Source organism: Ruegeria sp. AD11(2025), from assembly GCF_056542405.1.
This window is the reverse complement of sequence record NZ_JBQFZU010000005.1, coordinates 1-14,067: the sequence shown is the minus strand read 5'-3', so window position 1 is coordinate 14,067 and position 14,067 is coordinate 1. Positions and strand designations below refer to the sequence as shown.

Below are 14,067 nucleotides of genomic sequence, written 5' to 3'. Positions count from 1 at the left end.
GGGCCCTTTCCGGATTGACAGGCGGGGCGACCAAAGGCCGCCCCGCAGGGGATCACTTATGCGACGAAGTCGTCTTCGTTCAGGTCAGCGCTGTTGACACCGGCCAGACGAACCGAACCCGCATCACCAAAGGTGATCAGCGCATCTTCGCCATCCTGAGCGACATTGACATTGCCGCCGAAGTCAGGACCGAAATCACCGAATTGCAGCTGGTCGATGCCAATCTCGAAGTCCTGAACAACGTCGTCGCCGAAGATGCCCGCGAAGACGAACGTGTCCTGTCCCGCGCCACCGATCAGGATATCGTCGCCACCTTCACCGTTCAGCACGTCGTCACCGGCCTGACCGTTCAGCGTGTTGGTCCCTGAGTTACCCGACAGGATGTCGTTGCCGCCATTCGGGCTGCCCGCGTTGTTCGAACCGTTGATGTTTTCGAACCCAAACACCTGATCCAACGTGGCCCCTTCCGGTGCGTTTACCGTGGCGACACCGTTGCCCTCTTCATCAAGGTCCAGAACAACGCCTGGCCCTGCGGTGAACAGCGCTGTGTCGATGCCTTCGCCACCGATAATGACGTCAGCCCCACCAAACGAGTGGATGGCGTCATTCCCAGCACCGCCGTCGAGCACGTTGAACTCGTTGTTGCCCAGGATCAGGTCATCCCCGCTGGAACCGACAACGTTTTCGAAATTATCGACTTCGGCGACGATCTGGCCGTTGACGATAACGGCACCGTCCTGCGGGCCTTCATCGCCATTGCCGGTCGGGTTCGGCGCGGGACCGCTCAGGTCCAGGTCAATTGTCACGCCGTCAAACCCGGACACATCGATCGTGTCGCTGTCATCCGAACCGACAACCCGCTCGATCGAGCGCAGAACGTCGACTTCAATCTGATTGTCGATGACGTCCTGGCCGACGACACCGGTGCCTCCTGTGGCTTGGGTATTCAGTGTGGCGCCTGCGTCCACCAGCGTGTCCTGCACTACCGCGCCATTTTGACCGGCAGGTGCATTGTGCAGGTGAATGGCCGAGACAACACCCGGGATCGGCGTATTCAGGTCGGCTTCGTTCAGACCAACAACGCTCAGTTCGCTGGAATAGGTGACAACACCCGTGTTCAGGTTCTGAGTGATGACGACCGTAGCCTGACCCGTGGCTTCGCTGTCCGACAGCGGGCCCGGCTCTTGCGCCGCGTCCAGACCACCGCTGAGTGTGACTGTCCGGATGCCGCTCTCGGTCACAACGTTGTCAACCAGCAACTGTCCGCGGATTTCCCCACCGGGAAAGTCCGAGGTATGGATGTTGTAATACAAGTTGCCCAGGATGGCTTCCTCAACAAACCACGACGGGTCCGGGATGTTCGAGCCGAACTGGTCGGGGTCATCGACAACTGCATCGGTGACCGAAACGGTAAAACCAGTGTCACGGGTTGCGGTGCCGTTGCCGTTGGCGTCCAGAGAGACCTCGACCGCAACATCCAAATCCGAGAAATCGGCTGTGTCGATACCGTCGCCCCCGTCGATGAAGTCATTGCCCAAACCACCGGTCAGAACATTGTCGGCATCGCCTGAGATCAGCACGTCATCCCCCGCGCCACCGGCAATATCGCCATTTGTGACGCCCAGGTCGACAAAGATGTCATCGCCGCCGCCCAACAGAACGTTGCCGTTGATCACGCCTTCGTCGTCATTGACGATGGTCACTTCGCCGGCGTCCGATGCGTCGATCGCGTTGACCGTACCGCGGATCTCACCATCGTTCAGGATTGCTCCCAGAAGGTTCAAACCGCCATCCACGCGAATACCTGCGGCGGCGTCCGAGTCTTCGGAACCCGCGATCAATCCTTCGTTGACGACCACTCCCGCAAACGAGGCATCATCCTGATTGGTGAACAGGCGCAGACCGTCTCCGACCTGATTGCCTTCGACCGCGTTGCCGCGCCCTTGCAGCGTACCTTCGTTGACGACAACTGCCGAAACCACATCACCCGAGGTGTCGCCAGTTTGCAGCGAGACGGCCGAACCATTGTTGCCTTCGCCAGCATCGACGAGGCCGGTGTTGGTGAAGCTGTAATTGTCAGCGGTGCCATCGGCATAGACGGTGCCATTGCGCTGATTACCTGTGCCGAGGATGTCGCCTTCGTTCACAACCTCAAGCCCGTCACCGTCTATATTCAGCGCGCGGCTGTCCGAGGTCACGGTGCCGCGATTGACGAAGGACCCGCCTGCGTGATCACCGGTGCCGAAATACACACCGTTCTGAACACCTGCGAACAGGCCGGTTTTCTCGTTGACCAACTGGCCCTGAAAATCGACGCCGTTTACAGCTCGGAACGCACCAACGGTGTTATTCGCGCCTTCGGAGGACACGGTGCCGGTGTTGGTAACGGTTCCCGTGAACAGGGCCGGGCCAAAGCCGCCACCTTCCTGACGCGCTCCTTCCAACCGGAGACCGTCTCCGGCCGTGCCCAGACCGGCGCCCGCGTTTCCGCGCCCGGCGATGGTGCCATCGTTGGTGATCTCGATCTCGCCATTACCGCCTTCGGCCAGCGACAGAGAGATACCAGCACCATTATTGTGCTCGCCTGCATCGATCGTGCCTGTCGAAATGTTGTTGATCGAGTAGTTGCGCGCCGTGTCGTCTGCATAGACAGTCCCGTTGCGCTGATCACCGATGCCCAGAATGTCACCGCCATTGACCAGGACAACGCCCGAGCCATCGATATTCACCGCCCGGCTGCCCGACTGGATGGTACCAAAGTTCAGGACGTGCAGATCATGTTCGCCGTTGCCGATATACAGACCGTTGCGCGGACCTTCGATCACACCGGTCGAAGTGTTCAGGATTTCGCCTTCGGTGTTTGCACCATCCGCGATGCGGATACCGGCGGCGGTGCCCTGATTGCTTTCGGTTGAAATCAAGCCGCTGTTGACGATCTCGGTTTCCAGAATCGTGCCTTCAGCGCCATCGTCGATGCGGATGCCATCACCGGCCAGCGCGGTGTTCGACGCAGCCTGACCGCGGCCCTGAATGGTTGCTCCAAAACCGTTGAACACATCGGTTTCAACGCGGTCACCGACCTCATCGCCGACCTGCAGCGAAATACCGGCGCCCTGGTTGTCTTCACCCGCATCAATGGTGCCGCCCGTGAAGTTCGAGATCGAAACATCTTCGGCGGTGCTGTTGGTATAGATCGTGCCGTTGCGCTGATCGCCGGTGCCGATGATTTCACCAAAGTTTCGCACATCAATGCCTTGGCCCTGAATGTCGACCGCGCGGCTATCCGAACTGATCACGCCACCGCGGAAGTTATCGAGATTGCCCGAACTGCCTGCACCTGCGAACTGCACACCGTTGAAGTCACCCGCAATCTCACCGAAGTTGCGGACCGAGGCGCTGCCGGTGACCTGTACTCCGGTAGCTAGCGCATCGGGTCCGTTGTTGGCCTCAATCCGGCCCGAGCGGAAGTTGAAGACATCGACATCCTGACCTTGCGCCAAAACAGCCGCGACCGCGTTATTGGTGACGATTTCACCAAAGTTCAGCAGGCGCGAGAAGTCGTTTGCCAGAACAAAAGCCGGAGTGTCATCGACCACGGTGCTTTGAAAGAAGTTGTTGATCAGGGATTGGCCATCGCGGGATGTCTCTTGCGCCAGGGTAGACGTGGTCAAGAGACGGGCGCGTAAGCCTTCAATGAATTGGGATAACATGGGGGACTCCATCATGGGTTTGCATTTTGCGGCCCGCCCGCTGGTCTGGGCGTTCCACGTAGCAAAGGGGTAGTCGCCACCGTTGGTCAGCTAAAATTCATCCTGCGAATTGGACGTATAACCTATGCAAATAGTCACGCCCGCCGTGATGTGCGGCGGTTGCGTGACAAGTAATTTCAATAAGTTAGACGTATCTCGGGACTCAGTCGGCACTATTCAGTGGCGCAGGGTGACGGTTTTGTCAGTGATTGTGATGCCGTTTTCCTGCATCGAAGCCTGTGTTGAGGTATCTAAAGAGCGTCCCCCGTGCGGTTGGAAAGCACGCAATTGGTTTGCGGTCATGAACTTTAGAGACTTGGAATATGTCCTAGCCATCGCCAGACACGGCCAGTTCAGCCAGGCAGCCGTGGCCTGCAATGTATCGCAACCCGCATTGTCCAATCAGGTCAAAAAGCTTGAAAAGGAATTGGGAACTGACCTGTTTCTGCGCCTCAACCACGAGGTGCGTCCGACCGCCTGCGGCACCCGTGTGATCGCAATCGCCGAACGCATCCTGAAAGACGCTCAAAACATCCGGGATACCGCGACCCAGTTCCGTGACCCCGAGGCCGTTCCGTTCAAAGTGGGTATGACCCCGACCCTGGCCCCATATCTAACGCAGTATTTCTCGGAGCTGTTCAGCACACTGTTTCCCAACATGCGGGTCACGATGGTTGAAGACCTGCCGCAAAACATGCTGCGAATGGTCGAAGATCACACGCTTGATGTGGCGCTGGTAGCCAAGGTTAACACCGAGGCAGCGCTTGATTTCACCTCTATCTGGACCGAGCCCCTGTTTCTGGCCGTCCGCGAAGGACACCCGCTGTGCCATTTGCCGTCCATCGCGCCCGGGGATGTGCCTGCCCATGATTTTATCCGGTTGCCGCACAGCTTCGGCTATGAACTGGAAAACCGCCTGCCTAAATCGGACCCCGCGCACCGGGTCAGCAAACGGTTCGACCTGAGCGCCTTGCGGTTCGAAACGATCTGTCGGCATATTTGCCACTCGGACGATTGCACTATTGTCTCTGCGCTGGCGGCCGAACAGTTCAGGCGCGACGGGTGGCCCCTGTGCTTTGTGCCATTTGACGCGCCCGGCAACCTGCGCAACCTCGGGGCGGTGACACGCCCCGGCTGTCCGCGCCGACCACTACTGGACCGCATCGGCGACTTTATCAATGAGAATCCACCGGTCGGTGTCACGCCAACCTTTTCGGGCTGATCTCAAACCAAAAGTCGTACGAGCGCTATGGTAGACGGAAGCTGGCACCTCAAAACCTGACTCTCATACGCTCCTTTTTTCCGGCAATAGAGTGCGGCCATACCATTATAAAATCCTCTTGCCCGTCCGATCCAAAAGGTCGAACGTGTTGGTGTATCCTACAGGTTTGCCAACTGGCCGCGGCTATGCATGCAAGTCAGTTGACAATGGATTTTGTATTTTGGATACATTGGGCAGAGATTTCGCGGCGAACAGAGTCGTCCAAGAATGCTCTGGCCACAAAGAGCAACGCGAATGTCTGAAAAAAACTATTTCTGGGAGACCCACATGAAACTGAAACTAATGGCCGCAACTGCTGCGATCGCCCTGTCGGCTGCCGCGGCACAAGCGAATACGCTGGTCTATTGCTCGGAAGGCTCGCCCGAAGGCTTCGACCCGGCGCTGTTTACCGCTGGTACGACCTTTGATGCCTCGTCGCACCCAATCTACAACCGCTTGCTCGAGTTTGAAACTGGTACGACCAACGTGATCCCCGGTCTGGCCGAAAGCGTCGAGGCCAGCGATGACGGTCTGGAATATACCTTCAAGCTGCGTCAAGGCGTCAAGTTCCATTCGAACGATGAATTTGCCCCGACCCGTGACTTCAACGCCGATGACGTGATCTTCTCGTTCATGCGTCAGAAAGACGAGGGCCACCCCTACAATCAGGTCTCGGGCGGTACATGGGAATATTTCAAGGGCATGGGCATGCCGGAACTGGTCGAGTCCATCGAGAAGGTCGACGACTACACCGTGAAATTCACCCTGACCAAGCCCGAGGCACCTTTTGTCGCCAACATGGCGATGGACTTCGCCTCAATCCTGTCTGCGGAATACGCGGATGCGATGATGGAAGCGGGCACGCCTGAAAAGCTGAACACCGCGCCGATCGGCACCGGTCCGTTCTCGTTCGTGGCCTATCAGAAAGACGCGGTGATCCGCTATGCGCAGAACGCTGACTACTGGAAAGACCCGGCGGCAGTTGAAAACCTGATCTTTGCGATCACTCCGGACGCTTCGGTGCGCTATCAAAAGCTGAAGGCCGGCGAATGCCATATCATGCCCTATCCGAACCCCGCTGACATTCAGGCGATGAAGGATGACGCTGACATCAACATGATGGAGCAAGAGGGCCTGAACGTCGGATACCTGGCTTACAACACCACGATGGAGCCGTTCGACAATCCGAACGTCCGCAAGGCGCTCAACATGGCGATCGACAAGAACGCTATCATCGACGTCGTGTTCCAGGGTTCGGGCCAGGTTGCCAAAAACCCGATCCCGCCGACCATGTGGGGCTATAACGATGCGATCACCGACGACGCCTATGATCCGGAAGCGGCCAAGGCGATGCTGGAGGCCGAAGGCGTTTCCGATCTGTCGATGAAGGTCTGGGCGATGCCGGTGCAACGTCCGTATAACCCGAACGCCCGCCGCATGGCCGAACTGATCCAGGCGGATTTCGCCAAAGTCGGCGTGGACGTTGAAATCGTCTCCTATGAATGGGGCGAATACCTGTCGCGCTCGAAAGAGCTAAACCGCGATGGCGCTGTTCTGCTGGGCTGGACCGGTGACAACGGCGATCCAGACAACTTCCTGGCCGTGTTGCTGGGCTGTGACGGCCGCGAAGCGTCGAACCGTGCACAATGGTGCCACCAGCCGTTTGAAGATCTGATCCTGCAGGCCAAGCAGACCACCGATCAGGCCGAGCGTACCAAGCTTTATGAGGACGCCCAGGCGATCTTCAAGGAGCAGGCGCCTTGGGCGACCATCGCACACTCGGTTGTCTTCATGCCGATGCGCAACGAAGTGCAAGGCTACAAGGTGCACCCGCTGGGCGGCCACATCTTCTATGGTGTAAGCGTCGAGTAAATCACACTCACTGACCGGAGCCGCCCAATCGGCGGCTCCGGTTTCTTTTATTCTGGAGGTCGGCGCCAATGCCGGATTTGTCCGAGTACCGACAACTGGCAAAGGACATGTCAGTAGATGCCGTGGCGCTTGTGCCCGGTCCGAATTTTACCCGCGCTTTGGGAAAACCCTTCATGAGCCACGAGCGACCCTTTGTGGTCGTAATCCCGGCCGAAGGCGCTCCGGCCGCGGTTGTGCCCAATCTTGAGCTGGGCTCGTGGAAACTCGTCGGATTCGAAGGCGCCGTTTTCGACTGGTACGACCAGACCGGCTATGACGATGCGTTTGCTGCGCTGGCCAAGCAAATGCCGCTGACATCACTGGCCGTTGAAGGACAGGTGATGCGGGTTTTTGTCTCCAAGGCGTTCACCAACGCTCTGCCGAACCTGCGGATTGTCGATGCCGAGCGTGAGATTTCGGGTCTGCGGATCTGCAAAACCGAAGACGACGTGGCGGCAATGCAGGCGGCGATTGATATCTCGGAACGTGCATTGGCCCGTGTAATCGAGGATGTGCGCGTCGGTCAGACCGAAATTCAAATCGAGCAGGCCCTTGTTCAGGCCCTGTTTGCCGAAGGCGCGGCCTCGCTGGCCTTTGCGCCGATCGTTGCGGCCGGGGACAATTCAGCGCGGCCCCACGGCAAGGCGCGCGCGGATTACCAGATCAAGCCGGGTGACGCATTGCTGTTTGACTTTGGCGCCCGCAAACATGGATTTGCCGCCGATATCACCCGCACCTTTTTTGTCGAAGAGGTCTCGGACGAGGGCAGGGACGTCTACGACACCGTTCTGCGAGCCAACCTTGCGGGATTCGAAGCCTGCCGCCCCGGCGTCACCGCCCACGATATCGACGACGCAGTGATCAGCGTTCTTGAAGCCTCGCCCTATGCTGACCGCATCCGCACCAAGACGGGTCACGGGTTGGGTCGCGACGTGCACGAGGCGCCGTATATCATGCGCGGAAATGACCAGAAAATTTTGCCCGGGATGGTCTGGACCAATGAGCCGGGGCTTTATGAACTGGACAATTTCGGCATTCGCATAGAAGATGACGTGCTTGTTACCGAGGATGGCTGCCGGTCTCTGACCAGCTTTCCCAAAGATCTCACAATCATAGGTCGCTGATGTTTGGCTACTTACTCACACGCCTTGGCATGTTCGTTCCGACATTTCTGGGCGTAACGCTGATTTCCTTCATGTTCATCCGGGTCCTGCCGGGCGATCCCATCATCGTCATGGCCGGCGAACGCGGCATGACCGAGGAACGCTATCAGGAAATGGTCGAGAAGCTGGGCTTCGACAAACCGGTCCTGCAGCAATACTGGGATTATCTGGTCGGTGTCATGCACGGCGATCTGGGCGAAAGCTTTGTGACCAAGAAACCGGTCTGGGATGAGTTCTTTGCCCTGTTCCCCGCAACATTGGAATTGTCGATCTGTGCAATGATCTTTGCGGTGGCTCTGGGTCTGCCAGCGGGCGTGATCGCCGCCGTGAACCGGGGCAAATTCTTCGATCGGGCGCTGATGTCCTCAGCGCTGGTCGGATATTCGATGCCGATTTTCTGGTGGGCGCTGCTTCTGATCATCGTGTTTTCAGGCAATCTGGGCTGGACGCCTGTCTCTGGTAGGATCGACCTGCTGTACTACTTCCCAAGCGTCACTGGTTTCATGCTGATCGACAGCCTCTTGTCAGGTCAGTCAGGGGCGTTCGGATCGGCCGTTCGACACCTGATCCTGCCGACCATCGTTCTGGGCACCATCCCACTTGCGGTGATCGCCCGTCAGACACGCTCGGCCATGTTGGAGGTGCTGGGCGAGGACTACATTCGCACCGCCCGCGCCAAAGGTCTTTCGCCTTCACGGATCAACGGATTGCATGCGCTGCGCAACGCTCTGATCCCGGTGATCACGGTGATTGGCCTGTCCGTCGGCACCCTGCTCGCGGGCGCGATCCTGACCGAGACGATCTTTAGCTGGCCCGGCATCGGAAAGTGGATGGTCGACAGCATATTCCGCCGTGACTACCCGGTGGTGCAGGGCGGCCTGCTGATGATCGCCGTGATCGTAATGCTGGTGAACCTGCTGGTCGATGTCCTCTATGGCATCATCAACCCAAAAATCCGGAGGCGGTAATGGCTGAACTGTCCGCAAACGCGCCAAAAACCGAAAACCGCCCCAGCGCCCTGCGTGAGTTCTGGTATTACTTCAGTGAAAACCGCGGTGCGGTGTTCGGGCTGTGGGTCTTCCTGGCCTTTGTCTTCTGTGCCGCCTTCGCGCCCCTGTTGGCGCCCTATGACCCGACCGAGCAGTTCCGCAATCACATCCTGCAGCCCCCAGCGTGGCAGGAGGGCGGCAGCTGGGCCTTCCCGCTAGGCACCGATCCGCTCGGCCGGGATATGCTGTCGCGCCTGATCATGGGTTCGCGGTATTCCTTCTTTGTCGGCATCGTTGTGGTCTGTGTGGCCGTGACAGGCGGTGTGATCATCGGGCTGCTGTCCGGCTTCGCTCCGAAATGGGTTGATACAATGATCATGCGGGTGATGGACATCATCCTGTCCTTCCCGTCACTGCTGCTGGCGCTGGTACTGGTGGCCATCCTCGGCCCGTCGCTGACCAATGCGATGATCGCCATCGCCATCGTGTTTCAGCCCCATTACGTGCGACTGACCCGTGCTTCGGTACTGTCGGAACGGCAAAAAGACTATGTCACCTCGGCCCGCGTGGCAGGCGCAAGCAAGGCCCGGCTGATGTTCAAGACGGTATTGCCCAACTGTCTGGCTCCAATCATCGTACAGGCGGCCTTGTCCTTCTCAACCGCCATTCTGGACGCCGCCGCCCTTGGCTTTCTGGGCATGGGCGCGCAGCCGCCCACACCGGAATGGGGCACCATGCTGGCCGAAGCGCGTGAATTCATTCTGCGCGCCTGGTGGGTGGTCACCTTCCCCGGCCTCGCCATCCTGATCACAGTGCTCGCCATCAACCTGATGGGCGACGGTCTGCGCGATGCGCTGGACCCGAAACTGAAGCGGAGCTGACGACATGAGCCTGTTGGATATCCGAAACCTCACCGTCGAATTCGCCACCGCTTCGGGCAAGTTCCGCGCCGTGGACGGCGTCGACCTGTCCGTCGACAAGGGCGAGTTGATGGCCATCGTTGGCGAAAGCGGCTCGGGCAAGTCCGTGTCTATGTTGGCGCTGATGGGCCTGTTGCCCTGGACGGCAACGATTACCGCCGATCAGCTGAGCTTCGAGGGCATCGACCTGACCAAAATCTCCGCCCGTGACCGCCGCAAGATCATCGGCAAAGACATCGCCATGATCTTTCAGGAACCGATGTCGTCGCTGAACCCCTGTTTCACGGTCGGTTTCCAGATCAAGGAAGCCCTGCGTATCCATCTGGGGCTGAACCGCAAGGACCGCCATCAGCGCGCCATCGAGCTGTTCGATCAGGTCGGCATCCCGGCCCCGGAAAGTCGTCTGAACACCTTCCCGCACCAGATGTCGGGCGGGATGAATCAGCGGGTGATGATCGCCATGGCGATTGCGTGTAAACCCAAGCTGCTGATCGCGGATGAGCCGACAACGGCGCTGGACGTGACCATTCAGGCGCAGATTCTGGACCTGCTGGTTCGGCTGAGGGATGAGCAGGGCATGGGTCTGGTGTTGATCACCCACGATATGGGCGTCGTCGCCGAAACAGCCGAACGGGTGCAGGTGCAATATGCGGGCCAGAAGGTCGAAGAACAGCCGGTCCAAGACCTGTTCCGCACCCCGCGCCACCCTTATACGTCTGCACTGCTCAGCGCATTGCCAGAACGGGCGACATCGAAAATGCTGCCCACCATTCCCGGCGTGGTGCCCGGTCAGTTCGACCGGCCCAAAGGGTGCCTGTTCAGCCCCAGATGCCAGTATGCGGACGACCTCTGCCGGTCTTTGCCGCCAACGCCGCACAGCGCGGAGTTTGGCAAAGCCCGTTGCCACTATGTCGAGAAGATAACTGCCGGAGAAGTGGCATGACCGCACCTATCGTTCAAGCCAGCGCCTTGGCCCGGCATTACGTCGTCAAGGGCGGGTTGCTGTCGAAACCGGCGACAGTCAAGGCCCTGTCCGGCGTGGATTTCGACCTGCAACCCGGCAAAACGCTGGCCATCGTCGGTGAATCCGGGTGCGGAAAATCCACACTCGCGCGCGTTGTGACGATGATCGAGGAGCCGACCTCGGGCAGCCTGACTATCGATGGCGTCGACATCACCCCATCGAAATGGGCGCAGATGCGCGATACGGTGCAGATTGTATTTCAGGACCCTTATGGCTCGCTCAATCCACGCCAGCGGATCGGCCAGATTCTGCAGGAACCGCTGATCATCAACCGCCCTGACATGTCCGCCACCGACCGCGAGGCACGCGCACGTGAAATGATTGACCTTGTCGGCTTGCGCCCTGAGCATTACGACCGCTATCCGCACATGTTCTCGGGCGGACAGCGACAGAGGATTGCTATCGCGCGGGCGCTGATGTTGAACCCCAAGGTACTGGTTCTGGACGAGCCCGTCTCGGCGCTGGATGTCTCGATCCAATCGCAAATTCTGAACCTGCTGGTCGAGTTGCAGGAACGCCTGAACCTCGCCTATCTGTTCATCTCACATGATCTGTCGGTGGTTAAGCATTTCGCAGATGACGTGATCGTCATGTATCTGGGCCGGGCCGTTGAAAAGGCGCCCAAGGAACAGCTGTTCGCAGCCCCCCGGCACCCTTATTCCAAGGCGTTGCTTTCCACGACCCCGCGCGCCGATCCCGAAGCGCGGAAAGAGCGGATCAAGCTGGAAGGAGAACTGCCTTCACCGATGAACGTCCCCCAGGGCTGTGCCTTTGCGCAACGGTGCTGGCTGGCAACCGAGGAGTGCCGCGCGGCTCCACCCGAACTAAGCGGTGAGGCCCATCAGGTGGCCTGTCTGCATCCTTTGGGTTGATCGGACTTATTCGCCTTTTCGCGTGGCAATGACCATTTCCAGCAACTGGTCCTTGGTGCGCCCAATATGCCGGGTCAGCAGGGCACAGGCGTCCTCAACCCGGCCGTCGCGCGCCAGTGACAACAGTTCCCGATGGTCTTTCTTGGCTGGTTCACGCTGCTCCATGACGCTCAGGTGCATCCGGACATAGCGGTCGGATTGCACATTGACCCGCTGCAGAATTTCATTGCTCAAACCCCGCCCCGCAGCTGCATAAAGCGCCATGTGGTAATCGTTGTTGAGACTGCCCCACCGGCCCACATCATAGGCGTCGTAGGACTTTTCCATCTCGTCCAGAATACGGTCGCATTCGATGAAATCGGTCTCGGTCATCTGCGGGATGGCACGTTGGAACAGGTCCACTTCCAGCAGCACGCGCAGGTCGAAGATCTCTCCGATTTCCGAAAGCGAATGCTTGGTGACCGATGCTCCGCGATTGTTGGTCAATTGTACAAGACCTTCGGCATCCAGCCGCTTCAGCGCCTCGCGAATCGGCATACGCGAGACGTCGTAGTCCTCGGCAAGAGCTTCTTGCCGGATGGTCTCGCCCTCGGCCATTTCACCGCTCAAAATCCGCTCGCGCAGATCGTTGGTGATGACTTCGGGCAGGCTTTGTCGGGGAATCGCGCGGGATCTGGGCATTCGGTCGGTCTCGGGTGCAGGAAACTTGTATCCAAAATACAAAATGAGTGGTGGATTTCCAAGTCCCTTACACGCGACGATTGCTGTCAAGTGACGCACCGCATCCGGCAGCATGATCAACAGGGTTTTTTTCCCGTGTCACATCCTTTCTCCAAACTCGTTTCAGGAAGGTAAATCACGAAAATCGGCACAGACAAGTTTAGTCTCGCTCATTGACTGAGATCATAACAATCTATTCGACAGATGGAGGTATTCTCAGGAGATCGCGCCCAATGCAGCGAATCCTCTATATTGGCTTGAGGCGCCTGATGCGGACATATTCCGAACCGGTCTAAACCCTGTTCGACACCGGGAACTTCAACGAAGTACCGCAGGAGATTTCAGCAAAGCCGCCTGATATCTGGAAACCAATACGGGGGCCGAGGCTGGCCACGACCCCGATCATCGCCATTCCCACAACTGCCGGTACCGGAAGTGAGTTCACCTGCCGGGCACGGCCTGGCAGCCAGAGACCAACAAAAAGCTCTCGCTGGCCCGACCCGATCTCTACCCGGAAACGGCAGTGATCGATCCCGCACCTATGGTGAACAATCTCAGGGGCTGATATTGGTCAACGGGTTGGACACGCTGCACGCGTTGCTGCGCGATCCAAGCAACCTGCAGCAGCGCACCCGGATAGCCCGAACGTCGCTGAGCTCTGGTCTGGCCTACTCCAGCAACAAGAACGCTATCGCGCAAAACCTGTCCTTTCTCATCACGCTGGGGTGGGTGTGCAGCACGGCTTCGCGTGCTCGATCGCCCTGTCCGTAATTTTGCGGTCCATGGATGACCTCGGCGATTTTCGTCAAGACGCATTGCACGAGACTTTCGGACCCAATCTTGCGGCCGGGGCTGATACGTTGAACGAACTCCTGACCAGGCTCGACATTGCCACCTGGTTCGCAGAATACGCCGCTTCCGTGGGTCAGCGCGCGGTCATAATCGATGAAGTCTTCGCCGCAGAGCGAGGCCGAAGTTATGCCGGAACGAAAGACACCATTCCCGCTGCGAAGAAGGCGATGCATTCCTCACGCCCGAAAGTGGCCTGACCGAACCCAACTCTGACGCGAGGCAGCGCCTTAACCAAAAACCACAACATGGTTTTGCACACCCCTATCACCACCAACGTGCGGGTCCAACCTGAGCCCGAAGTTTCCGCCATCGCGATTTACCTGGGCAGGCATGTGCGTGCCCGAGGTCTATTCGGCTGAATTGTCTGAGTTTGTCTTTGCTGCGGGCGTCAAGCTGTTGAAAGAGTTCAAGCCCGATGTGATGTATTTGTCGACCACCGACTATATTCAGCACAAATTCGCGCCCGAACAGCAAGGCGCGTTGGATTTCTACGCGATGTTTGATCGTTATCTGGGCGAACTGGGCTGTGTGATCCACGACAAGGCGGCAGAGCTGTTCGAGAAACGCGTCTACATGGCCGAGGAAGAAGGCGCGGAAATCCTCTAT

Annotated in this window: 10 protein-coding genes and 1 pseudogene; 8 read left to right on the top strand and 3 right to left on the bottom strand. The window is 58.5% G+C overall.

The genetic code is table 11. The features are described 5' to 3' along the window. Positions 1-56: 56 nt before the first annotated feature. Positions 57-3,710 carry a beta strand repeat-containing protein gene (locus ACR1XY_RS06520; RefSeq protein WP_480591109.1) on the bottom strand — a complete coding sequence of 1,218 codons (3,654 nt, stop codon included), beginning with the start codon at positions 3,708-3,710 and terminating at the stop codon, positions 57-59. 340 nt (positions 3,711-4,050) lie between these two features. On the opposite strand from ACR1XY_RS06520, the gene ACR1XY_RS06515 reads away from it, so the two are divergent. The 7 genes from ACR1XY_RS06515 (at position 4,051) to ACR1XY_RS06485 (ending at position 11,889) form a co-directional block, all read left to right on the top strand. Then, positions 4,051-4,971, top strand: a complete 921-nt coding sequence (locus ACR1XY_RS06515; protein WP_480591107.1) for a LysR family transcriptional regulator — start codon at positions 4,051-4,053, stop codon at positions 4,969-4,971. 327 nt (positions 4,972-5,298) lie between these two features. Next, positions 5,299-6,882 (top strand): ABC transporter substrate-binding protein, encoded by a 1,584-nt coding sequence (locus tag ACR1XY_RS06510; RefSeq protein ID WP_480591105.1) that lies wholly within the window; start codon positions 5,299-5,301, stop codon positions 6,880-6,882. 68 nt (positions 6,883-6,950) lie between these two features. Continuing rightward, on the top strand, positions 6,951-8,045 hold the full coding sequence (locus tag ACR1XY_RS06505) for a M24 family metallopeptidase (protein ID WP_480591103.1): 1,095 nt from the start codon (positions 6,951-6,953) through the stop codon (positions 8,043-8,045). Next, entirely contained in the window at positions 8,045-9,052 is a 1,008-nt protein-coding gene (locus tag ACR1XY_RS06500; RefSeq protein ID WP_480591101.1) for an ABC transporter permease subunit, read from the top strand. The genes ACR1XY_RS06505 and ACR1XY_RS06500 overlap by 1 nt, the downstream gene beginning before the upstream one ends. Then, positions 9,052-9,954: an ABC transporter permease subunit gene (locus ACR1XY_RS06495; RefSeq protein ID WP_480591099.1), complete on the top strand. Its 903-nt coding sequence runs from the start codon at positions 9,052-9,054 to the stop codon at positions 9,952-9,954. Before ACR1XY_RS06500 ends, ACR1XY_RS06495 begins: the two co-directional genes overlap by 1 nt. Before the next feature lie 4 nt (positions 9,955-9,958). Continuing rightward, entirely contained in the window at positions 9,959-10,936 is a 978-nt protein-coding gene (locus ACR1XY_RS06490; RefSeq protein ID WP_480591098.1) for an ABC transporter ATP-binding protein, read from the top strand. Continuing rightward, complete coding sequence (locus tag ACR1XY_RS06485; RefSeq protein WP_480591097.1) at positions 10,933-11,889, top strand: ABC transporter ATP-binding protein; 957 nt, start codon at positions 10,933-10,935, stop codon at positions 11,887-11,889. Before ACR1XY_RS06490 ends, ACR1XY_RS06485 begins: the two co-directional genes overlap by 4 nt. A 6-nt stretch (positions 11,890-11,895) precedes the next feature. On the opposite strand, the gene ACR1XY_RS06480 is transcribed toward ACR1XY_RS06485, so the two are convergent. Both ACR1XY_RS06480 and ACR1XY_RS06475 read right to left on the bottom strand, forming a co-directional pair. Further along, on the bottom strand, positions 11,896-12,570 hold the full coding sequence (locus ACR1XY_RS06480) for a GntR family transcriptional regulator (RefSeq protein WP_480591095.1): 675 nt from the start codon (positions 12,568-12,570) through the stop codon (positions 11,896-11,898). A gap of 707 nt (positions 12,571-13,277) precedes the next feature. Beyond that, positions 13,278-13,634, bottom strand: a complete 357-nt coding sequence (locus ACR1XY_RS06475) for a hypothetical protein (protein ID WP_480591093.1) — start codon at positions 13,632-13,634, stop codon at positions 13,278-13,280. A gap of 163 nt (positions 13,635-13,797) precedes the next feature. Between ACR1XY_RS06475 and ACR1XY_RS06470 the strand changes: the two are divergent. After that, a pseudogene (locus ACR1XY_RS06470) lies at positions 13,798-14,067 on the top strand (hypothetical protein); the annotation flags it as partial.